Raw genomic sequence first — 21,252 nt, forward strand, 5'->3', positions numbered from 1 at the left:
GCGGGCGCTCAATTGCGTACTTTAATTGGTGAAAGCGTTTGAGCGTTTTCGCGTTGTTCCGTGTTCTTGCACGAGGAAGCGCTTCCAATGTAATCTCAATATAACGACAAAATAATCCCAATAAACCAAAAAGTAATAATTATTGAAAAAGAAGGAAAGCGGAGGGGTAGGCAATGAGCAATACCGATTTTTTCCCGATTCAGGACTGGGACTATTTGGAATTTTATGTAGGGAACGCTAAGCAGGCCATGCATTATTTTATAAAAGCGTTCGGCTTTGAAGCAGTAGCGTACGCCGGGCTGGAAACAGGCTCGCGCGAAAAAGTTTCCTATGTACTCAAGCAAAAGCACATGACTTTTGTCATCAGTGGCGCTCTGACGCCTGACAGCCCCATCGCCGATTTTGCGAAAAAGCATGGAGACGGCGTCAAAGACGTTGCCCTCCGGGTGGACGACTGTGAGCAAGCCTACCGCGAAGCCGTCTCGCGCGGTGCGATCCCGATCATGGAGCCAACCGAGTACACCGATGAATTTGGTACGGTGAAAAAAGCGGTAATCGGAACTTACGGCGAAAACGTGCACTCTTTTATTGAACGGAAAAATTACAACGGTCCATTCCTGCCTGGTTATGTCGCTTATCAGGCTCCGGTCACAGGAGAAAGCACCGGGCTGATCGGAATCGACCACATCGTCGGAAACGTGGAAGTGATGGACGAGTGGGTTGGCTACTATCAGCGGGTCATGGGATTCACCGCTGTGCAAAATTTCAGCGAGGACGACATTTCCACCGAGTATTCGGCTTTGATGTCCAAAGTGATGCAAAGCGGTACGGGACGAATCAAGTTCCCGATTAACGAGCCGGCAGAAGGACGCCGCAAATCGCAAATCCAGGAATTTCTTGAGTTCTACCAAGGACCAGGCGTACAGCACATTGCCGTGTTGACCAACGATATCATCGAAACCGTCTCCAAGCTGCGCGATAATGGCGTAGACTTCCTCACCGTGCCAGACACGTACTACGAGGATTTGAAAGAGCGTGTAGGCGAGATCGACGAAGATATCGAGGCGCTGAAAAAACTGGGCGTCCTGGTGGACAGAGACGATGAAGGCTACCTGCTGCAACTGTTCAGCAAGCCAATCGTCGACCGCCCGACTTTGTTTATCGAAGTGATTCAGCGCAAAGGAGCGCGCGGCTTCGGCAACGGCAACTTCAAGGCGCTGTTCGAGGCATTGGAGCGCGAGCAAGAGCGCAGGGGCAACCTGTAATACGTTCCATCGCCCAAGAAAAGCCATCTGTTGTGCACAAAAGCACGATGGATGGCTTTGTTTGTGTCTCGTTCTTTTATTCTGCTTAATCAGCCTACTCTGACAATTGTCTTGACCGCATCTTTGCCCGCTGTAGATAATGGAGCAAAGGCGGACGAGCCGGAGGTGGCCCCGTCCTGACGCGAGCGAAGAGGGTGAGCAGATGGATGTATTTTTGATGATTCCACTGGCGGAGCGTACAGCAGTTCTGATCGTAGTCGCTTTGTTGTTTACGCGCGTGCGGGCTTTCCGCAGCATTTTGAACCAGCAGGCGACCTGGCGGGAAAAAGCCGTGATGGTCGTGATTTTTTCCGCGATCTCGATTCTCGGGACGTACAACGGGATCTGGTATCAGGACGCGATCGCCAATTCCCGCGTGATCGGCACGGTGGTAGCCGGACTGCTGGCAGGGCCAGGGGTAGGGCTGATGACAGGGCTGGTTGCCGGCATTCACCGCTACTCGCTGGGAGGCTTTACGGATTTGGCCTGCACGATTTCGACGATCAGCGAAGGCGTAATGGCCGGATGGATTTATCAGTTTCGGCGCAACCGCAATCAGGAGATCGGCTGGACAACGGCGCTCGTCGTCGGGTTTTTGGCGGAGTGGATGCAGATGGGCATCATTTTGCTCGTCGCCAAGCCATACGGGGATGCGCTTGCCCTCGTGCAGTCGATCAGTGTTCCGATGTCTGTGGTCAACTCGTTCGGCATCGCCATTTTGATCATCATTATTGACCTGGCGAAAAAAGAAGAAGACCGGATCGGGGCGCTTCAAGCGCAAAGAACGATGCGGGTAGCGGACAAGACGCTTTCCTATTTGCGGGAAGGTTTGACCTACGAATCCGCGCGAAAAGTAGCAGAGGAAATTTTGCGCACGACGAGAGTGGCCGCTGTCGCGATCACCGATACACGCTGCGTGCTTGCCCATGTAGGGGCAGGCTCGTCGCATCATGTGGTGGGAGAAGGCATTACGACGAAGGCGACCAAGGAAGTGCTGGAAAGAAAAATGCTGATGATCGCCCGGACAAAAGAAGAGATCGGTTGCAAGGAGTCGAACTGTTCGCTGCGCTATGCGATTATCGTCCCGTTGATGCGCAGACAGGAGGTTGCGGGCGTGCTCAAGCTGTACCAGGATCGCTCGCGCATGCTGTCGGCAGTCGATTTGGAGCTGGTGCGCGGACTGGGGAACCTGATTTCTACCCAGCTGGAGCTGGCCGAGCTGGAAAAGCAGTCGCGGCTGCTGGCAGACGCCGAAATCAAAGCGCTGCACGCGCAAATCAACCCGCACTTTTTGTTCAATGCGCTCAACACGATTGTCTCGTTCATCCGATTCCGGCCCGAGCAGGCTCGCGAGCTGCTGATCCATCTCGGCGAGTATTTTCGCCGCAACCTGCACGATTCCAGCGGCTATGTCAGCCTTGCGGGGGAGCTGGAGCATATTGAAGCGTACTTGGCGATTGAACGGGCGCGCTTTGGCGAAAAGCTGCACGTCGAATACGACATCGAGGACGGGGTGGAACGCTATACAGTTCCCGGACTGATTTTGCAGCCGCTGGTGGAAAATGCGGTCAAGCACGGGCTGCTGCCCAAGCGCGAGGGCGGGACCGTTCAAATCCGGGCGCGAAAAATTCAGCCGGATACGCTCGAACTGACGGTGGCGGATGACGGAGTAGGGATGGATACCGACCCGTTTTTACAGGCGAAGACGCCAAACAGGGAGCGGCGGCGTCTGTCGGGAATCGGTTTGGCGAATGTGAAAAGCCGGCTTGCCTCCATATACGGCGAGCCATACGGAATCGTCATCCAGAGCAGTGCAGGGAGCGGGACGACGTGTACGATACAATTGCCAATAGGAGTGAGTAGTAGTGCTAAAAGTGTTCATCGTGGATGACGAGGCACCTGCGCGAGAAGAGTTGCGCTATTTGCTGGAGCAATTTTTTGAGGTGTCGGTGATTGGCGAGGCTGCCAGCGGCGAGGAAGCGATCGAGTCAGTCATGCAGCTGGAACCGGATGCCGTCTTTTTGGACATTCACTTGCAGGATCGCGATGGCGTCGACGTAGGACAGGAGCTGTTGGAGTCGATGGTGAGGCCGCCCGTGATCATTTTTGCCAGTGCGTACGAGATTCATGCCGTTCGCGCGTTTGAAACAGAAGCGGTCGATTACATCGTCAAGCCGTTCAGCGAGGCGAGATTGGAAAAGACGGTGAACCGCGTCCGGAAAATGCTGCGGACGATGGAAGCGCCTATGGAAGCGCCTGCCGAGGCGGTCCGCTTTTCCGAGGAGCAATTGCAAAGCCTGCTGCAAACCGTGTTGGCTGATCAGCAGCCCCGCCGTGTTCCCGTCGAGAAGAACGGGAAAATCATGCTGATCGATCCGAACGAGATCGTCTTTGCCACACTGGAAGGCAGGTATGCGAGCATTTACACCCATTGCGAGCAATACGCCACCAGCTTTACTTTGCAAGAATTGGAGAGCAGGCTGTCGCGCCAGCAGTTTTTTCGGACGCATCGGGCGTTCATCGTCAATTTGGCCAAGACGGCGGAACTGGTTCCGTGGTTCAAAGGCTCGATTCATCTGGTCATGCAGGACAGCCGCAAAACAGAGGTGCCCGTCAGCCGCAATGTCGTGAAGGAGTTGAAGAAGCGGTTGGGGTTTTGACGCGGCGAGCAGAGGGCGTAGCGATCATGCGCCATACAATCGGGTGAGCGCAAGATGGTGCCGCTATCTACCTGTCGTCAGGTACGTGCCACAAAGCACTCCATCGCAAGACGCGAGGAACTGGCGACAATCGTCCGTATACTGCTCAAGTCGGCTGGCGCCTGGACTGTCGTTCGGGCGAAGTGACAGCCGGAGCTTGCAAAAAAAGCCCCCTCTCCCGCACGGAAAAACGTGTCGGGCAGAAGGGGCTTTTTGGCAAGCGGAAATGCTTGTTTAGAACGGTTGTTGATCCTGCTTCTTTTTCGTCAGCAGGAAGCCGCCGACGAGAATCAGCAAAAGTCCGATAGTTCCTCCGATTTGCGTCGACAGGAAGTTGGCCATCAAAAACACGATCGCAACAATCGTCAGGATGGCGATGGGAATGAGCAGCGCTGCCCTGCGGCCGCCAAACACGTACAGCTCGAACAGTCCCAGCGCTGGTCCAAGCAAGAAGAAAGGCCACGTATGGCTCATGTCTCCGTCCGCAAACACCGCGCTGAAAAAGAACAGCGGGGCATAGACGAGCAAAATGCCGCCGGGAACGAGCAGCCCGGCACGATGAGGCTTAGGGTCCATGAAGAAAAACAGATGAAAGCCGATAGCAGGGATGAGCAGAAAGGCAGGCCACAGCTTGTCAATGGCCAGGGGGATGCCGAGGTAGGTCGTCAGTACAAAAATGGCGCCGATTCCAATCAGCAAATAGCCTCCGATTTGTCGCATGAACGTGTTCTCCTTTTGGGTGGGAATGGCAATTATGTCTAAGTGTAACACGATTGGCGGGAGCGTGGATCGGCCTTGCGACGGAGGGTGTCTCAGACTGCAGCAGCCTCTTTCGCCGGAGATTGCGAGAGAGGCTGCCAGTTCTGAATCGATTTATCCGATATAATACTTCAACGCAAACAGACCGATCACGACAAAGATCAGGCTGACGGCAAAAATCTTGATGCTCTTGACCGTGCCCTGAATCATTTCCATTTCTTTTTTGCTATATTTCATAGTTAGACGACGCTCCTTTTCCGGATAGTTGCATGGTCCGAAAAAGAGCGTTGTCCAAAAAACGCGACCCGAATTTGAGCGGCATCAGCTTGAGCCAGTGCAGTCTTTTTTGCACGAGGAACAGCAACAGTTCGAGCAGGAAAACTAGCAAAAACAGAACCATCGCTGGCGGTTCAACCAGGATCGCCCGAGAGAGTCTGAGGTCGCAGGAAGCGATCGGTGCAGGCGGACGGTAGCCAGCCCAATGAAAAATCCCCTGATGGGCGGGGGTATATGTAGCAGAGTCATCTGCGGATGTCCATTCCGTTGTCAGCGAGGCCGTGGGCAACAGGCACACACAGGCAAGCAAAAGAGCTGCCAGCCATGTGCGGACCAGAGCGGAAGAATGCGCCAGCATGGGGTACCTCCGTTTTTGCATCATCCAATTCCTTACGTTTACGAACGAGGCGGGAAAAGGTTTCGGTATGGGAAAGAAAATGTATGCGTTTTCGCTCAAACGGATATGTTGCATCTCGTGCATGGTTTTGTACGGTTCAGCCATTTTTTGTTCTGTGAGGAAACCCCTTCGTGATACCTTGTACCAAGGTGAATTGCCTGAATTTTGGATAAATGGAAAGGGGCGACTCGAATGAAAAAATGGCTTCTCTCTCTCCTGATTTGGGGCGGGATTGCCGCTTTGGGTGCGGTTGGCTTCGGGATTATCGCGCTCAGCCGTGGAGAATCAGTCAATTCCTTCTGGTTGCTGACCGCTGCATTTTGTACGTACGCGGTTGCTTATCGCTTTTACAGCCGATTTATTGCGCGAAAAATCATGGGGCTGGACGACAAGCGGGCGACACCTGCCGAGGTGAACAACGACGGCAAAGATTTTGTGCCGACGAACAAGTGGATCTTGTTTGGGCACCACTTCGCCGCGATTGCCGGAGCGGGACCGCTGGTAGGTCCGACTTTGGCGGCACAGATGGGGTATTTGCCAGGGACGATCTGGATCATTGTCGGGGTCGTCATCGGCGGGGCAGTACAAGACTTTGTCATTTTATTCGGTTCCATGCGTCGCAACGGGAAAACGTTGGGGCAGATTGCCAAGGAGGAGATCGGTCCGGTCGGCGGCGTCCTCGCCTTGGTAGGAATTATTGCAATTATGGTCATTTTGATTGCCGTTTTGGCGATGGTTGTTGTAAACGCTCTCGCGGAATCTCCGTGGGCTACTTTCACGATTTTCATGACATTGCCTATCGCGATTTTGATGGGCCTGTACATGCGCTACATTCGCCCCGGACGAGTCATGGAAGGCTCGCTCATCGGTTTGGCGCTGCTGTTTTTCTCCCTCTGGCTGGGCCAGCTTGTCGCTGCATCGCCAACGTGGGGGCCAGCTTTTACGTTCAGCAAAGTCCAGCTCGCCTGGATGATCATCATTTACGGCTTTATCGCTTCCGTCTTGCCAGTCTGGCTGCTGTTGGCGCCGCGTGATTACCTCAGCTCGTTTTTGAAGGTCGGCACCATCGCTGTGCTCGCGGTAGGCATCGTGTTGACGCTGCCGCCGCTGCACATGCCAGCTCTCACCAAGTTTATCGATGGAACGGGTCCGGTTTTTGCAGGCAATCTGTTCCCGTTCTTGTTCATTACGATTGCGTGCGGGGCGGTGTCCGGGTTCCACGCCTTGGTCTCATCCGGTACGACACCGAAGATGATCGCCAAAGAATCTCATGCTCCGCTGATTGGCTACGGCGGCATGCTGATGGAATCCGGCGTGGCGATCATGGCGATGATTGCCGCTTGCGTCTTGACTCCCGGCGTTTACTTCGCCATCAACTCGCCTGCTGCCGTTATCGGCGTCGATGCTGCGGCTGCCGCGCAGACGATTACAGGCTGGGGCTTTACCGTGTCGCCCGACCATTTGACGACGCTTGCCAACGACATTCAGGAAAAAACCATTTTGTCCCGGACAGGCGGAGCACCGTCTCTGGCTATCGGCATGGCGACGATCTTCTCCGGCATTTTGGGCGGAAAAGCACTGATGGCGTTTTGGTACCACTTCGCGATTTTGTTTGAAGCGGTGTTCATTTTGACGACGATTGACGCGGGAACCCGGGTGGGCCGCTTCATGGTTCAGGATATGCTCGGCAACGTGATCCCGAAAATGAAGCAAGTCAACTGGCTGCCGGGGAACCTGATCGGCTCGGCGATCATTACATTCGGCTGGGGCTACTTCCTGCTCCAGGGCGTCATGGACCCGCTCGGTGGCATCTACACGCTGTGGCCGCTGTTCGGTATCGCCAACCAGATGCTCGCCGCGATCGCCTTTACAGTCGGCACGACGCTGATTTTCAAAATGGGCAAGGCCGCTTATTCGTGGGTCACGCTTGTGCCTATGGCGTGGTTGACGACTGCTACCTTGACCGCAGGCTGGCAAAAGCTGTTCCATGCCGATCCGAAAATCGGCTTTCTCGCTCACGCAGACGCTTTCCAGAAGGCGTTGGATTCCGGAACGCTGCCAAACGGGGTAAAGACGATCGAGGCCGCGCAAAAAATGATCATGAACGACCATATCGACGCAGCGGTGTGCGCGATTTTCATGGTCATCACCGCGGGGATTATTCTCGATGGAGCGCGGGTGTGGATCAACATCCTGCGCGGCAAGAAGTATCCGCTGCACGAGTCGCCGTACATCGAGTCCAAAGGCGTTGTGATTGACGGCAAAGGACATCATGTCGCATGAGGCGAAGGTGGAGGGAGATGCGCAAGGCATTGCGGCGGGTCAGCTCTGCGATCAAAACGATTTTCGGCATGCCGGACTACGACCGCTACCTCAAGCATTGGTACGAGACGCACGGCGCGCCGGGCATTTTCCCGATGACCGAGCGAGAATACTACATGTACGCCCTGCAAGAGCGCTTTGAAAAAGGCGGGGTAACGCGCTGCTGCTAGTTTGCAACGTCTGTAACAAAAGGTGCCCCTGTCATCAGCAGATGGCGGGTGGGCACCTTTTGTACGCGGTGAACAAGACGCAAATTCAAGTGTGACCGCAGATTTTGCGTGTGGTGTATCAACAGGTAAAGTATGGTACACTAAAAAGAAAGTCAAGTTTTAGGTGGCGATATGCGTGCAAGCATCAACTCTGGCGGCGCTAAAAGAGCTGGCTCTGCAATGCGCCCGTTCAGCGGGTGAGCTGAGTCTGAAGCGAATGAAAGAGCCTTTTACCGTCGAATATAAGACGTCTGCCTCCGATCTTGTCACAGCAGTAGATAAAGAAGTGGAGAAGCATGTCATCAGCATGATTTTGAAACGCTTTCCCGATCACGGGATTTTGGGGGAAGAGAGCACTTTTGCGCAAGACCCCGCACAGTTCGAGACACTTTGGGTCATCGATCCCATTGATGGAACGACCAATTACGTGCACCAGCAAATCAATTTTTCCGTTTCCATTGCCGTTTATCATAAGGGAGAGGGCCTGGTTGGAGTGGTTTACGATCCTTCCCGCGACGAGCTGTTTTACGCGGTGAAGGGCGAAGGGGCGTACTTGAACGACCGTCCGCTTCATTTGGACCGCATCGTCAGTCTGGAAGAGGCGCTTTTGTGCACGAGCGTGTTCTGGAACAAGCGCGCCGAACAGATGGGCATTGACTTGATCGTCAAAAAGCTCGCGGGAAAAGTGCGCGGGATGCGCCTGCTCGGCAGCGCGGCCCTGGAGATGGCTTACGTGGCGGCAGGCAGGCTGGACGGCTATGTGAGCCTTTCGCTCAATGCCTGGGATTTTGGCGCGGGGCGAATCCTGGTGGAAGAGGCAGGAGGCCGGGTCACGACAATGACGGGCACGCCGCTTCCTTACAACGAAAAAAGCAGCGTAATGGCCTGCAACCCGACTTTTTACGAAGAATTGCAGCAATACCTGCATGTGGCAGAAAATACGCAAACCGATTAGGGGAGCAACACATCGGACAAAACCCACTGGACACAGGCTGCCAGTGGGTTTTGTCTAGGCGAGCGCCGCAAAAGGTGCCTTTCGCGGGGCTTGATGCATATGCTACAAAAAAGCGAGCAGAGCACAAGAGAACACAAATCGTCAGGCTTTCCATGGAGAAGGCTTGTCTCATAAAAGGGGGAAAGAGTGTGGCTGCCAAAACCTTGATGGCTGACAGTGTACGGTTGATCTTGCAGCACCAGGCGGCGAGTGGAGCGTATCTCGCGTCACCTGGCTTTCTCCACTATCAATACGCCTGGCTGCGCGACGGGACGTTCACGGCGTATGCGATGAATCGCGCAGGGCAACATGACAGCGCTTCCCGCTTTTATGAATGGTGCGGAGATGTCATCGTCAGGCATGAACAAAAGGCCAGAGCAGCCATTTTGGCCGTACAGTCAGGCAAGTGGGATGGCAAAGCAGGCAACGAGCTGTTTTTGCACACGCGCTACACCGTGGATGGCAAAGAAGTGGCGGGCGAGTGGGGCAGCTTTCAACTCGATGGCTATGGGACATGGCTGTGGGGGGTGTCCGAGCATGTCCGGATGAGCGGGGAGCAAGCGATCATCGACAGGCTCGCCCCGGCGATTGAGCTGACTTTGGACTACTTGGCTGCCTGCTGGCCACTGCCCAATTTCGACTGCTGGGAGGAATGGGGCGAACGGATTCACCCTGTCACGCTCGCAGCCGTTTTTGCCGGAGTCAAAGCGATGGAGCGGCATCTGCCCGAGCGCGCATCCGAGCTTGCGCTTTTGGCGGACCGGATTCGTCAGTACGTGCTTGAGCATGGGACGGCAAACGGAAAATTCCTCAAATCTGTCGGCAATCACGCGGTAGACGCCAGTCTTTTGTGGTTGGCATTGCCGTACGGCCTGGTCGAGGTGACAGACCCGCTCATGGTGAAAACGGTAGAGGCGATCGAGCAAGAGTTGCTGTTCGGCTGCGGCGTGCATCGGTATGCGGCGGATACGTACTACGGAGGAGGACAGTGGCCGCTTTTGTCTGCCTGGCTTGGCTGGTACTATGTGCGTGCAGGCAAAACGGACAGGGCACAAGAGATTTTGGACTGGATTGTCGCCAAGCAAGCAGCGGAGGGACTGCCTGAACAGGTGCAGGAGCATTTGCTGGCGCCTGAGCAGTATGCGGCATGGATAGAGAGGGCTGGTCAGCCTGCGGTTCCCTTGTTGTGGTCGCACGCGATGTTTCTCGTTCTTGCTGTTGAGCTTGGCCTGCTTGAGTCTGGAACGTAAAACGCGGCACTCCTGGGCGGGAGGCCGCGTTTTGTTTGCGGAGGCTTGCTTTATTCTTTTTGCCAGGCAATCGACAGCGAGTTGTGTTGTCTGTATGTGATGACAAAGCGCACCTTGCTGTGAGAAAGCACCTTGTCCTCCGGGCCTTGCTTCATCTCGCTGATATTTCGGCTACCTCGTATCGGGTAATCGGTCGATCCCGGTACAAATACTGGTTGCGCTCGAAGCGGGACAAGTATTGTTGCTGCAAAGTTGAGTAAGGGTAGTGGTAAGGCGCCAAAGCGTCATAAATGGGATCGGCCCAGTGGAGGGCTTGCTTTTTGCTTGGCGGAATCTGGATGTGATAAGTCCGGGCCAGCATGGTGAAAAAAGCGGCGACGGTAACGTGCTCCTCCGGGGCAAAGCGATTTCCCGGATAGCCTTGTACAATGCCTTGCTCGACGGCGCGTGCAATCGTATCTTTGGCCCAGTGTTGTTCAGGCACGTCGGTGAAAGTTGCCGCCCTGGCAGGCAAAACGGACAGCGTGGCAAACAAGACAGCCATGATTGCCAGCAAATAAGGTTTCATTTTTCAGTCACTTCCTTTGCTGTTTGCAAGCGTTAGTGGAAAAGGCGACAAGCCCGTTCATTTATACGCACTTGACTGGTAGAAAGTTACAATGGAGCATCCGCTTTTATTTGCTGTTGAGGAAGCTTTTTGTTCACGGCAAGCAGCACGCCTGCAAGTGTCACAACACCGCCCGCGATGGACAGCCAGGAAGGAACCTCGCCCAACCAGCCCCAGGCGATCAAAAAGGACAGGGCAGGCGTCAAGTAAAGGGAGCTGGTCGCTTCCTTCGTGCCGACAGCCGAAGTGACGTAAGCCAGAGCCAAATAGGCGACGACGCTCGGAAAGATGCCCAAGTACAGGACACTTTGCGTGACAGCCCACGGGGCGGACAAAATAGCGCTCCCAAGCCCCGGCAAAAAAACGAGCATGAACAGCGTGCCTGCCCAGAGCGTATAGGCGGTAAACGCGAAGACGCCGTATTTTTCTACATAGTTTCGCTGAAAGGCAAAGTAGATGCTCTCACTCACTGCTGCCAACAAAATCAAGAATATTCCGTTATTAAAAGACAAGGAGCTGTCGGTTCCTAGCGAACAAACAACGACTCCCGTGAAAGCGATCAGCGCCCCAATCCAGCCTCGCACCCCACAGCGTTCCCGGAAGAACAGAAAGGCAAACAGGGCAGAAAAAATCGGGGTAGTCGTCACAAACAGGCTGGCAACTCCGGCGCTGACCGTCAACTCGCCGATATTGAGTGCCGTATGGTAAACGGAAAAGCCAAGCCCTCCGAGCAGAAAGAGAGCGGGAATGTCTTTTTTCGCGGGAAGCGGCAGGCGAAGGAAAGGAGCAAGCACCAGCAAAAACGCAGAACCGATCAAAAACCGCAGCAACGACAGATGCTCCGGCGAATACCCTTGCAATCCGACGCGAATGCCTGCAAAAGCAGATGCCCACAGCACCAGGCTGACGCCGTGAGCGGCCAACACTCGTCCTTTGGAATTGGAATAAGCCGACACGTGTACAACATCCCCTCGCTATAAAATGAACCCAACCAGTTGAGTTGCTTTTTCCATGGTAATCAAGAAGTGGTAAAATAGCTGCAACCACTCGGGCAACAAAAAAACCAACCACTTTTGCTCAAAAAGAAAAAGGCGAGGGGAGCGGGACAAGTGAGCAGCGAAGGGCCAAACGGCGCCAAGGCAACGCCAAAATACAAGCAGATTATCGCTTACATCAAAAGCAAAATCTCGTCAGGGGAATGGCCCATCGGCAGCAAAATTCCCAGCCAGCGCGTCCTGGCAGCTACTTTTGGGGTCAATCGCAGCACGGTCATCACGGCGCTGGAGGAGCTTGCTGCGGACGGCTTGATCGAGGGCAGGCTGGGGATGGGAACGGTGGTCGTCAACAATACGTGGACACTGCTCGCCACGACGCCTCCGCCGGATTGGGACCAGTACGTCAAGGCGGGCTTGCACAAGCCGAGCCAGACCGCTGTGCATCAGATCAACGAGGATGAATTTAACAGCGAACTGATTCAACTCAGCAAAGGGGAGCTGTCGCCGGAGATTTTCCCGCTGGAAGGGATGAAGCAGGTGATGGAGCGGGTGACGCAGCGGCTGTCACGCTTTGGCTACGAGGAGCCGAGAGGGTATTTGCCGCTGCGCGAAGCGGTGAGCGAATACGTGAAAAGGTTGGGCATCCAGGCGTCCGCCTCGTCCATTTTGATCGTCTCGGGAGCTTTGCAGGCGCTCCAGTTGATATCTGTCGGGCTGTTGCATCGCGGCTCGACGGTCTATCTGGAGCAGCCTTCCTATTTGAACTCTTTGCACGTGTTTCAATCGGCGGGCATGAAGCTGTCCGGTCTGCGGATGGATCAGGAAGGGCTTGTCCCGGACGAGCTTGCACCGGGGAACAGGCAAGGGAGCGGGGCGATTCTCTACACGAATCCGTGCTTTCACAACCCGACAGGCATCCTGATGACAGAACGCCGCCGCCGCGAGTTGCTGCGGGTGTGCGAGCAAGAACGGTTGCCAGTCATCGAGGATGATATATACCGCGAGCTGTGGACGACAGAACCGCCACCACCGCCGCTCAAGGCCAGAGATCGCCACGGACACGTCCTGTACCTCGGCAGCCTGTCCAAGTCGCTGACGCCTGGTTTGCGCATTGGCTGGGTAGTTGGCCCGGAGCCTGTCATTGCCAGGCTCGCCGATCTGAAAATGCAGACAGATTACGGGGCAAGCTCGCTGTCGCAGCGGGTGGCAGCGGAGTGGCTGGCAAGCGGCATGTACGAGCAGCAGATGAACGAGGTTCGCTGGCAGCTGCTCATGCGCCAGGAGGCAGCCGTCCACGCGCTGAACATGCACATGAACGGGCTGGCAAGCTGGGAAGTGCCCGCGGGCGGCTTTTTTATCTGGCTGAAAATCAATGGCAAGCTGTCCATGACGGAGCTGTTTACCGCGGCGCAGCGCCAAGGGGTGCTGATTAATCCGGGCTATATATACGGCGAGACGCAAGGAGGGTACGTGCGCCTGTCCTATGCCTACGCTTCGGTGGCAGAGCTGCACACCGGGATCGAGCGTCTCGGCAAGATTGTCGCTGCGCTTTTGCAGAAATAAAGGAGGGCGAGCGGGGCGGGGGAGTAGAGTAGCTCCTGTTCCGGTAACGGCGGAAACGGGTTCGCTCGCTTGGCTTGGTGACAACGGGCTGTGTCTCGTTGGCAGGTTTGTGGTCAAGGAGAAGCGGCTTCATTGCTTGTAACAGCGGCGCTGGTTTGCTCGCCTGCCAGTGGCTATAATGTCGCGCCAGCAGCTTTTTGTTCAGGGAGAAAAGGTTCCATTGCTTGTAACGGTGTCATTAATCTGCTAACCTGCCCACGTCACTAAACCTCCCCAACAGCTTTTCGATCAGGGAAAAGCGGCTCCATTGCTTGTAACGCTGGCAATTAATTCGCAAGCCTGCCCACGTTCCCATGCCTCGCCAGCAGCTTTGCGGTCAGGCAGTAACAGCTCGATTGCCTGTAACGTCGGCAATTAATTCGCTGTCGCAAGCCTGCCCACGCCTCTAAGCCCCGCCAGCAGCTTTGCAGTCAAACAGAAGCCGCTCTTGTTCCTGTAATGGCGGCACCAGATTCGCCGCCCCCTGACGACAACGAACTAAACCTCCCCAACAGCTTTGCGGTCAGGCAAAAACGGCTCCATTGCCTGCACGTACTTTTGACTGTGCACGGCAAATTCGGCGGTCAAGGGGGAGATCGTCTGCCAGTCGCGCACCGCGAGAACGACCTCGCGCCGGATCGGCGGGTCGAGCGGAATGGCGACGACCTTGGGCAGAACAGCGGGCATATACAGCTCCGGCATGATCGTGACGCCGATGTACTCCTGAACCATGGTCAAAATCGTGTACACTTCCCGGACTTCAAACGTAATTGCGGGCGTAATCGCGTTTTCCTGCAACATCTTTTTGATACACCCGTCTTTTGGCATGATAAAACAGCGATCGGCAATCTCGTCGAAGCGCAAAGTCGCCCGATCTTTCAGCGGATGCGTATCAGGCAAAATCACCATCATTTCGTCCAACAGCAGCGGCATCGTTTGCAGCTCGCGGCCCGGAATCGCGGTAAAAGCGATGTCCACCACCGAGCTGCTCATCCATTTGTCGATCTCGTCGCTGTCGCCTTCGAGCAGCATGATCTCCACCGCCGGGAACCGTTTGCGAAAGCTCCCGAGAAGTCCCGGCAAAAAGCGCGAAGCGACGCTCGGAATTGAGGCGATGCGCAAAGTACCGGACGCAAGCCCCCTCGCCAGATTGGCCTCTTCCGTCATGCAAGCGGTAATCGTCAAAATGTCGCGGGCATGCTGCAGCATCCGTTCGCCGATGCTCGTCGGAGTGATGCCGCTGCGACTGCGCAGAAACAGGCAGACGCCGAGTTCTTTTTCCAACGCCTGAATCATTTGCGACACAGCCGATTGCGTAAAACCGATTTCTTCCGCAGCGCGAGTAAAGCTGCCTGCCTTGGCTGCGGCGACCAGTACCTGAAGCTGAGTGAGCGTCATCATGGCTCATTCCTTTTCCATTAGTAAAATCTTATGGAATGTATTATAAAGCATTGTTTTACTGATAGAAAACCTCCCCGTATAGTAAAAGACGTAGCAAGACCAACAACGATTTGAAAAACGGGGAGGATTTTGGCATGCATCCTGAATGGCAACGAATTGCGAATGAATTTATCCAGGCTACATCGTATCGGCTGGGTGATCTGGAAAAGGGCTGGGCTGCCCGCTACGACTTTTCCAAACGGCCGCCGACCTATTTACAGTATGAAGAGGCGTTTGTGCGCATTCCTTTGGGCGAGCCCGACTTTCCAAGCTCCGGTGATTCGGCTGATTTGTGGGAGCTTCTGCAAAATCGCCGCTCCAAACGCAACTTTTTGCCCCAGCCGCTCAGCCTGAACGAGCTGAACTTGCTGCTCTGGGGCACGCAAGGCATCACGGCAGACATGGGAGACTACCAGCTGCGCACGACTCCTTCGGCAGGCGCTTTGTATCCGATCGAGACGTTTTTGCTGATCAACCATGTCGAAGGTTTGGAAAAAGGCTTGTATCATCTCGACGTGAAAAATTGGTGCCTGGAAGGCTTGAAAAAACAAGACGTGTCTGAAGTAGCCTATCAGCTTACAGAGGAGCAGGAGATGACGCGGCGCGCAGCCGTCAATTTTGTCTGGACGGCCAAAGTGGATCGGGTGCGGCATAAATACAACGAACGGGCTTACCGCTACATTTGGTGGGACTCCGGCCACACCGCGCAGAACCTGCATCTGGCAGCAAACGCTTTGGGACTTGGGGTCAGCACGGTCGGCCACTGGATGGATCACGACATGAACGAATTTTTGGGAATCGATGGCACGGAGCATTTGTCCGTATTGATGGCATCCGTCGGCAAAATCGCCGGAGGGCATTGGCTGGAGGAGCGGCGGCCGAAGTGATGGCGGAAAGCGGGATGGCTGAGGAGGCCATCCTTTTTTATGCAGAAGCAAAGTGCAGCCAACATGCTTTTCCCCTTGCTTTTCTCCCAGCCAAACGATAACATATGATACTGATAACCATTATCAGGATATAATTATGTCCGTCCAAAGAAGGTGAACGATGTGTCCATTGCCAAAGTCATTCGCGAGCGCCGCTCGATTAAAAAGGCTTATAAACCGGATGCCGTACCCGAACAACTCGTACTGGAACTGTTGAATGATGCTGTATACGCACCGAATCACGGTTTGCGCGAGCCATGGCGCTTCTTGTTTGTGCCGACGGAGAACAAGGCCGCTTTTGTAGAGAAACTGATTACAGCCTATCCGGCCGAATCGCACGAGGCGCGCAGAGAAATGTACAACCAGCCGGCTGCTTACTTGATCGTCATCATGAAGGAAGACCCGCGCCAAAAACAGTGGGAGGAAGATTTCAGCGCCGTTTGCGCGTTGATTCAAAACTTTCAGCTGTTGGCCTGGGAGCGCGATTTGGGCGTGGTCTGGAAAACGAACGCGCACAACTGGGACCCGAAGGCTCACCAGCTGCTGGGCGTTGCGCCAGGCGAGAAAATCGTCGGCTTTTTGCACCTGGGCTTTTTCGACCAGGAAGACGTGCCGGAAGCTCGTCCGCGGACGAGAGCAGAAGAAAAGTTTACAAGATTTGAATAGCAGCAGCTATCTTCCTGTTCAGCAAAAGACATGCAAAGCGAGGCCCACACAGGGTCTCGCTTTTTTGCATGCTGACGAAGCAGTCACCCTTCCCGCGAATATCCGGCAAAACTGTCGCACAACGCTTGCCAGATCACGTCCACATCTTGGCCCACTGTTCGCCAGTTGCTGAAGGCGGCTCGAATTGCCGGGCTTCCTTGATAGTTCGTCGGGGTCATGAACACACGCCCATCCCGACTGAGCTGGTCGAGAAACCGAGTGATGTCATTCATAGTCAGTGGTTCTTCCGCACGCGTTTTCCTTTTCAACGAAAAGCACACGACATTCAGCCTGACGGGCGCGAGCAGTTCGAAGCTGTCGCTGCCCGCGATTTTTTCGCCCAACAGCCGGGCTACCTCGGCGTTTGATTCCACGATTTCTTTGTACCCAGCGCGTCCGTAAGCCTGCAAGCTGAACCAGGCGGGGAGGGCGCGGAAACGTCGGGAGTTTTCCGGAGTGAGATGAGCAAATTCGGGTTGGGCGATTGCGCTGCCCAAATACGCGGCGTTATTTTGGAAAACGTCTACCTGGAGCGACTTGTGCCGCGTGAACTGCATGGCGGAGTCGTACGGGACATTGAGCCATTTGTGCGCGTCGATGGTGATGGAGTCAGCGTGCTCCAAGCCGTTTACGAGGTGGCTGAAGCGAGGGGAGCATGCCGCGAACCCGCCAAAAGCAGCGTCGACGTGTAGCCAGAAAGCATAGTCGCTTTTCAGCCGGGCGATAGCCGCAAGATCGTCGTAGTCGACCGTGTTGACGGTTCCGGCATTGGCTACGACCACGCACGGCTCGTTGCGATGTTCCTCCAAAAAAGTGCGCAGCGCAGCGATGTCGATTGCTTCCCGGTTTGGCTGGCACGGGATCAAGTGCATGCTTTTTCTGCCGATGCCGAGCATGGAGAGAGATTTATAGATGCTGGAATGCGGAGCGCCACTGGCGATTTTGAGCGGAGGCAACTGGTACAGGCCATCGTTTGCCACGTCCACCCCTTGCTTGCGGGCAGCCCACTGCCTGGCTTGGGCCAGACCAACGAAATTCGCCATCGTCGCGCCGCTGACAAATGCTCCGCTGAAATCGTCCGGGAGCAGGAACAGCTCTTTGAGCATGGCGATCGTCTCCAGCTCCACGTAACCTGCGATCGAATCGGAAATCCCGGACAGGTTCTGGTCGTAAACGCTGACGAGCCAGTCGCCCGCGATGGAAGCCGGGGTCGCCCCGCCTGTGACGAATCCGAGGTAACGCGGCCCGGCGCTTGCGCTCAACTTTTTCGCATACAGCTGCTGAAACCGTTCCAACGCCTGCAAGCCCCCGCGGCCATCTGACGGCAACGACTCCACCGCTTCCGTTTTCGCTTGCGCAGCGACTGGCCGCTCTTCCAGTCCGGCAAAAAACTGGAGCGATTCCTGCACCACCCGATTCAAAAGGGCCGCCAAATCCTGCTGATCTGCTTGCATTTTGCTGACCATTGCCATCCACTCCCTCATCTTTTCTTCCAGTAAAGCAAACCGTTGTTATAACAGTACAGCTTGTGGTAAAACAGTTGGTAAGAAAGAGGGGGAACGGATGCATATTTTATTGGACAAAACCGGGAAAGAATCGTTGACCGTCCAAATCGCCCAAGCCGTGATCGAACGGATCAGCTCTGGGATGTACGAGGCGGGCGAGCTGTTGCCGTCTGTGCGCAAGCTGGCAAAAGAAATCGGGGTCAGCGTGTTGACGGTCATTCGCGCCTATAAAATCGTCGAGGAAAAAGGCTATGCCGTGACGCTGCATGGCAAGGGAACATACGTCAGGCGGCTGGAAAAAGCGGCTCCACCCGCTGCCAGTCACGACTACGAGTGGCAAGAGTCGTATTACGATTACGTGGGAAGGTCGATTTTCGGGCAGCAGACGCCGCGCGGGAGCCGTCTGCTTTTTCCTTTTCACTCTGCGACCTTGTCAAAAGAAGAGCACCTTCCGCTCGAAGCGCTGCAAAAGGCAACCGCTTTGGCAGCGCGTGATCCGCATACTTTTGCCGAATATTCCTCTCCACTCGGCGATCTGCCGCTGCGCGAGCATTTGGCGCATGCTTTTCAGCAAAGAGGCATACGCGTTACGGAAAGCGAGCTGATGGTGACGACGGGCTGCCAGCAAGGGATTGACCTCGTGGCTCGCACCTTCGCAGGGCCGGGCGACATCGTCATGGTGGAATCTCCGACGTACCCTGCTGCTTTGGATGCGTTTCGCTCGCGCGGGGCGACGATTTTGCCGATTCCTTGCGACAGCAGCGGAATCCGCATCGATCTGCTGACACGGATGTTCGACCAGCGCCCGCCCAAGCTGATCTACGTGATTCCGACCGGGCAAAATCCAACCGGAAAAATCATGAGCGAGCAGACGCGGAGAAGTTTGCTTGCGCTGGCTGAAAGTTTTCACTGCCTGATCGTCGAGGATGATCCGTGGTCAGAGCTGCATTACACGGCAACCATACCGCCAAGCATTTGCAGCATGGATCAAAACGGGCATGTCATCTATTTGAAAGGCTACAGCAAAGTGATTGCGCCTGGCTTGCGCATCGGCTGTCTGGTTGCCAGAGGGTCTGTCTTTTTGCGGCTGGCCAATGTCAAAGCGATCGCTGATTTGGCGACGCCGCTGTTCAATCAGCGCAGCTTCTATCATTTGTTGCAAAACGTCTCAGACGAGCGTTACTTCGAGTCGGTTCGCGCCAAGATGAAGCGAAAAAAAGAGCGGGTGGACAAGCTTTTGCGGCAGCATGGCGGAGCTGCGCTGACATGGGAAGCGCCGCAGGCTGGCCCTAATTTTTGGCTGCAAACGAGTGCGAATACAGAGGCGCTGTCGCTTCTCGCCAAGCCGCACGGTCTGTCTTTTTTGCCGGGGGCAGCCTGTTTTACCGATTTGTCAGGAGGCGGGCACATCCGGATCGGCTTCGGCTCGGTCCCGGACGACAAGCTGGAGGAAGGCATTGCGCTTTTGTGCAGACTGATCGAAAAACAAGGAAAGGAACTGTACGAACCGGATGCGTTGTCATAAACCATCCTGCTCCTGGCAGTTCCTCTCTCCGGTCTTTTATTTAGGCTGATTGCTCAAATGCTCGTGAATCAGCTTCCAGTCGCCGTCTGCCGTCTTCGTGAACACGTTGGTGGCGCGGCCGCTTCCGGTGACGAACTGGCCGTTGTAGTAGCCCTCGTACTGGTACGTGTACAGACAGGTCGCACAATGCTGGTCTACCGCGATCCATTGCACATCGACAGCGGAATACACTTCTTCCTTGATCACATTCCAGGCATTCTCGAAGTAACGGCCGATTTCTTCAAGCGATGTGCAGGTCTTGTCCGAGAACCAGTAGACGGCATGTGGGTGCAAGACCTTTTCGACCTGGGAAAAGTCGTGTGTGTTCGTAGCAGCGATGTACTGTTCAAGCGCTTTTTGATAACCCATGGCGAAAATGACCTCCACAACAAAATTCAGGGAATTGTTCAACTATTATGTATTGTAGCGGATTTGGGAAAGGGGCACCAGCCCGCGAAAAAGCCACGAAAAAAAGCCCGCCCGATCTAGAAGGGGGCTATTCGGGCGGTAATGGAGGACGTAATGTCCATCGTAGGGTCTGACAATACCATCATAGACCGGACATGTTAAGGGAGAGTAGAGCCAGCATGAAGCATTTGTTAATTTTAGGCGAAAAGCGGGCGAGAAGGGCAAGCACCCGTTTTTTTTTATTTTGCGAGTCAACTAGACAGGCATCCATGCGGACAGAGTTAGGTTGTCATAAGCTGAAAGGAAGCGCTGGCTTCTTTGCGAGTTTACGAGGCCAGTTTTGCTTGATGACGTGAGAAGAGAGGAGAGAAAAGCCATGGGATGCAGGCGCGGTGGTGGTTTCGGCTTCGGAGGTGGCGGGTTTTTTTGGATCATCCTCATCATTCTTCTGGTCACTTCTTTCTGGGATGACTAAGCACGGATAGACGTTAGCAAAAAAGACTCTGCCCGCTTTACTGCGTCGGCAGAGTCTTTTGCTTTACGCTTTCAGGTGCTGCAAAAACTGGCGAGTGCGCTCCTCGCGCGGCTGGGCGAACAGCTTGGCAGGAGTGTCGCGCTCCACGATTACGCCCTGATCCATGAAAATGACTTCGTCCGCCACCTCGCGGGCAAATCCCATCTCATGCGTGACGACGACCATCGTCATGCCTTCCTGGGCCAGCTCCTTCATGACCTTCAATACTTCGCCGACCAGCTCGGGATCGAGGGCGGAAGTCGGCTCGTCGAACAGCATGACTTGCGGGTCCATCGCCAGGGCGCGGGCGATTCCCACGCGCTGCTGCTGGCCGCCGGAGAGCTGCGCCGGGTAATGATCCAGCTTGTCTCCGAGACCTACTTTGGACAACAGCTTGGCTGCTTTCGCCCGCGCGCTGTCCTTGTCTGCCTTTTTGACAGTCACGGGACCTTCCATGACGTTTTCCAGCGCGGTCATATGCGGGAACAAATTGTAGCTTTGAAACACCATGCCTGTCTGTTTGCGCAGTCGCGGGATGCTTGAACGATCAACCTTTTGCGAAAAGTCGAGCTTGACTTCGCCGATCTGCACGCTGCCGCTGGTCGGTACTTCCAGTGCGTTCAGGCAGCGCAGCAGCGTCGTTTTCCCGGAGCCGGAAGGGCCGATGATGACGACGACCTTGCCTTTTTCCACCGTCAGCGAAATTCCTTTTAACACTTGCAAGTTGTGAAACTGTTTATGCAAATCCGTGATGGTAATCATCTGCGTTCACCTGC

The 21,252-nt window shown here is 55.1% G+C and carries 20 protein-coding genes; 11 read left to right on the forward strand and 9 right to left on the reverse strand.

The window, feature by feature from the left end; translation table 11 throughout:
- Positions 1 to 173 precede the first annotated feature (173 nt).
- From hppD to M2298_RS15895, 3 genes are all read left to right on the forward strand, one after another.
- Positions 174 to 1,265, forward strand: a complete 1,092-nt coding sequence (gene hppD / locus M2298_RS15885; RefSeq protein WP_122963879.1) for a 4-hydroxyphenylpyruvate dioxygenase — start codon at positions 174 to 176, stop codon at positions 1,263 to 1,265.
- 202 nt (positions 1,266 to 1,467) lie between these two features.
- Positions 1,468 to 3,195: a sensor histidine kinase gene (locus M2298_RS15890; protein ID WP_122963880.1), complete on the forward strand. Its 1,728-nt coding sequence runs from the start codon at positions 1,468 to 1,470 to the stop codon at positions 3,193 to 3,195.
- A complete protein-coding gene (locus M2298_RS15895; RefSeq protein ID WP_173596827.1) occupies positions 3,170 to 3,964 on the forward strand; it encodes a LytR/AlgR family response regulator transcription factor in 795 nt (264 codons plus the stop codon). The genes M2298_RS15890 and M2298_RS15895 overlap by 26 nt, the downstream gene beginning before the upstream one ends.
- Positions 3,965 to 4,237: 273 nt before the next feature.
- On the opposite strand, the gene M2298_RS15900 is transcribed toward M2298_RS15895, so the two are convergent.
- The 3 genes from M2298_RS15900 to M2298_RS15910 all read right to left on the reverse strand — a co-directional run bounded on the left by M2298_RS15900 (position 4,238) and on the right by M2298_RS15910 (position 5,396).
- Positions 4,238 to 4,723, reverse strand: coding sequence for an LPXTG cell wall anchor domain-containing protein (locus M2298_RS15900; protein ID WP_122963882.1), 486 nt, complete (start codon positions 4,721 to 4,723; stop codon positions 4,238 to 4,240).
- Positions 4,724 to 4,876: 153 nt separating this feature from the next.
- On the reverse strand, positions 4,877 to 4,999 hold the full coding sequence (locus M2298_RS15905) for a hypothetical protein (protein WP_255679119.1): 123 nt from the start codon (positions 4,997 to 4,999) through the stop codon (positions 4,877 to 4,879).
- Entirely contained in the window at positions 4,989 to 5,396 is a 408-nt protein-coding gene (locus tag M2298_RS15910) for a hypothetical protein (RefSeq protein ID WP_280648718.1), read from the reverse strand. The genes M2298_RS15905 and M2298_RS15910 overlap by 11 nt, the downstream gene beginning before the upstream one ends.
- Positions 5,397 to 5,627: 231 nt before the next feature.
- On the opposite strand from M2298_RS15910, the gene M2298_RS15915 reads away from it, so the two are divergent.
- The 4 genes from M2298_RS15915 to M2298_RS15930 all read left to right on the forward strand — a co-directional run bounded on the left by M2298_RS15915 (position 5,628) and on the right by M2298_RS15930 (position 10,210).
- Positions 5,628 to 7,718 carry a carbon starvation CstA family protein gene (locus M2298_RS15915; protein ID WP_122963884.1) on the forward strand — a complete coding sequence of 697 codons (2,091 nt, stop codon included), beginning with the start codon at positions 5,628 to 5,630 and terminating at the stop codon, positions 7,716 to 7,718.
- Positions 7,715 to 7,927 (forward strand): CstA-like transporter-associated (seleno)protein, encoded by a 213-nt coding sequence (locus tag M2298_RS15920; RefSeq protein ID WP_280648719.1) that lies wholly within the window; start codon positions 7,715 to 7,717, stop codon positions 7,925 to 7,927. The genes M2298_RS15915 and M2298_RS15920 overlap by 4 nt, the downstream gene beginning before the upstream one ends.
- Before the next feature lie 175 nt (positions 7,928 to 8,102).
- The gene (locus tag M2298_RS15925; protein ID WP_122963885.1) at positions 8,103 to 8,921 is read left to right on the forward strand and encodes an inositol monophosphatase family protein; all 819 of its coding nucleotides are present in this window, start codon (positions 8,103 to 8,105) and stop codon (positions 8,919 to 8,921) included.
- Positions 8,922 to 9,109: 188 nt separating this feature from the next.
- Positions 9,110 to 10,210, forward strand: coding sequence for a glycoside hydrolase family 15 protein (locus M2298_RS15930; protein ID WP_229049727.1), 1,101 nt, complete (start codon positions 9,110 to 9,112; stop codon positions 10,208 to 10,210).
- A gap of 151 nt (positions 10,211 to 10,361) precedes the next feature.
- Here the strand turns inward: M2298_RS15930 and M2298_RS15935 are convergent, their stop codons facing one another.
- Positions 10,362 to 10,778: an S-layer homology domain-containing protein gene (locus M2298_RS15935; RefSeq protein ID WP_280648720.1), complete on the reverse strand. Its 417-nt coding sequence runs from the start codon at positions 10,776 to 10,778 to the stop codon at positions 10,362 to 10,364.
- 86 nt (positions 10,779 to 10,864) lie between these two features.
- Complete coding sequence (locus M2298_RS15940; protein ID WP_122963887.1) at positions 10,865 to 11,773, reverse strand: DMT family transporter; 909 nt, start codon at positions 11,771 to 11,773, stop codon at positions 10,865 to 10,867.
- Positions 11,774 to 11,926: 153 nt separating this feature from the next.
- Here M2298_RS15940 and M2298_RS15945 point away from each other — a divergent pair, with 153 nt between their 5' ends.
- The gene (locus M2298_RS15945; RefSeq protein WP_280648721.1) at positions 11,927 to 13,375 is read left to right on the forward strand and encodes an aminotransferase-like domain-containing protein; all 1,449 of its coding nucleotides are present in this window, start codon (positions 11,927 to 11,929) and stop codon (positions 13,373 to 13,375) included.
- A gap of 537 nt (positions 13,376 to 13,912) precedes the next feature.
- Here M2298_RS15945 and M2298_RS15950 read toward each other — a convergent pair.
- Positions 13,913 to 14,815, reverse strand: a complete 903-nt coding sequence (locus M2298_RS15950) for a LysR family transcriptional regulator (protein WP_229049725.1) — start codon at positions 14,813 to 14,815, stop codon at positions 13,913 to 13,915.
- A gap of 134 nt (positions 14,816 to 14,949) precedes the next feature.
- Between M2298_RS15950 and M2298_RS15955 the strand changes: the two genes are divergently transcribed.
- Together M2298_RS15955 and M2298_RS15960 are read left to right on the forward strand one after the other, a co-directional pair.
- Entirely contained in the window at positions 14,950 to 15,741 is a 792-nt protein-coding gene (locus M2298_RS15955; protein WP_173596833.1) for a SagB/ThcOx family dehydrogenase, read from the forward strand.
- 162 nt (positions 15,742 to 15,903) lie between these two features.
- Entirely contained in the window at positions 15,904 to 16,446 is a 543-nt protein-coding gene (locus M2298_RS15960) for a nitroreductase family protein (RefSeq protein ID WP_122963892.1), read from the forward strand.
- Positions 16,447 to 16,529: 83 nt separating this feature from the next.
- On the opposite strand, the gene M2298_RS15965 is transcribed toward M2298_RS15960, so the two are convergent.
- A complete protein-coding gene (locus tag M2298_RS15965; protein ID WP_280648722.1) occupies positions 16,530 to 17,957 on the reverse strand; it encodes a pyridoxal phosphate-dependent decarboxylase family protein in 1,428 nt (475 codons plus the stop codon).
- 91 nt (positions 17,958 to 18,048) lie between these two features.
- Between M2298_RS15965 and M2298_RS15970 the strand changes: the two genes are divergently transcribed.
- Complete coding sequence (locus M2298_RS15970) at positions 18,049 to 19,515, forward strand: aminotransferase-like domain-containing protein (protein WP_274874167.1); 1,467 nt, start codon at positions 18,049 to 18,051, stop codon at positions 19,513 to 19,515.
- 36 nt (positions 19,516 to 19,551) lie between these two features.
- Here the strand turns inward: M2298_RS15970 and M2298_RS15975 are convergent, their stop codons facing one another.
- Both M2298_RS15975 and M2298_RS15980 read right to left on the reverse strand, forming a co-directional pair.
- Complete coding sequence (locus M2298_RS15975; RefSeq protein WP_122963894.1) at positions 19,552 to 19,923, reverse strand: YybH family protein; 372 nt, start codon at positions 19,921 to 19,923, stop codon at positions 19,552 to 19,554.
- A gap of 577 nt (positions 19,924 to 20,500) precedes the next feature.
- Positions 20,501 to 21,238, reverse strand: a complete 738-nt coding sequence (locus M2298_RS15980) for an amino acid ABC transporter ATP-binding protein (RefSeq protein ID WP_122963895.1) — start codon at positions 21,236 to 21,238, stop codon at positions 20,501 to 20,503.
- Positions 21,239 to 21,252: the final 14 nt, after the last annotated feature.

The organism is Brevibacillus sp. 1238 (assembly GCF_029892995.1).
Lineage (GTDB): Bacteria > Bacillota > Bacilli > Brevibacillales > Brevibacillaceae > Brevibacillus > Brevibacillus parabrevis.

Bases quoted from the DNA above. Each gene is read 5' to 3' on its own strand.
- M2298_RS15910 (WP_280648718.1), bottom strand. From the start codon at position 5,396: ATGCTGGCGCATTCTTCCGCTCTGGTCCGCACATGGCTGGCAGCTCTT.
- M2298_RS15915 (WP_122963884.1), top strand. From the start codon at position 5,628: ATGAAAAAATGGCTTCTCTCTCTCCTGATTTGGGGCGGGATTGCCGCT.
- M2298_RS15975 (WP_122963894.1), bottom strand. From the start codon at position 19,923: ATGGGTTATCAAAAAGCGCTTGAACAGTACATCGCTGCTACGAACACA.
- hppD (WP_122963879.1), top strand. From the start codon at position 174: ATGAGCAATACCGATTTTTTCCCGATTCAGGACTGGGACTATTTGGAA.
- M2298_RS15935 (WP_280648720.1), bottom strand. From the start codon at position 10,778: ATGAAACCTTATTTGCTGGCAATCATGGCTGTCTTGTTTGCCACGCTG.
- M2298_RS15965 (WP_280648722.1), bottom strand. From the start codon at position 17,957: ATGGCAATGGTCAGCAAAATGCAAGCAGATCAGCAGGATTTGGCGGCC.
- M2298_RS15955 (WP_173596833.1), top strand. From the start codon at position 14,950: ATGCATCCTGAATGGCAACGAATTGCGAATGAATTTATCCAGGCTACA.
- M2298_RS15920 (WP_280648719.1), top strand. From the start codon at position 7,715: ATGAGGCGAAGGTGGAGGGAGATGCGCAAGGCATTGCGGCGGGTCAGC.
- M2298_RS15900 (WP_122963882.1), bottom strand. From the start codon at position 4,723: ATGCGACAAATCGGAGGCTATTTGCTGATTGGAATCGGCGCCATTTTT.
- M2298_RS15980 (WP_122963895.1), bottom strand. From the start codon at position 21,238: ATGATTACCATCACGGATTTGCATAAACAGTTTCACAACTTGCAAGTG.
- M2298_RS15950 (WP_229049725.1), bottom strand. From the start codon at position 14,815: ATGATGACGCTCACTCAGCTTCAGGTACTGGTCGCCGCAGCCAAGGCA.
- M2298_RS15905 (WP_255679119.1), bottom strand. From the start codon at position 4,999: ATGAAATATAGCAAAAAAGAAATGGAAATGATTCAGGGCACGGTCAAG.
- M2298_RS15890 (WP_122963880.1), top strand. From the start codon at position 1,468: ATGGATGTATTTTTGATGATTCCACTGGCGGAGCGTACAGCAGTTCTG.
- M2298_RS15970 (WP_274874167.1), top strand. From the start codon at position 18,049: ATGCATATTTTATTGGACAAAACCGGGAAAGAATCGTTGACCGTCCAA.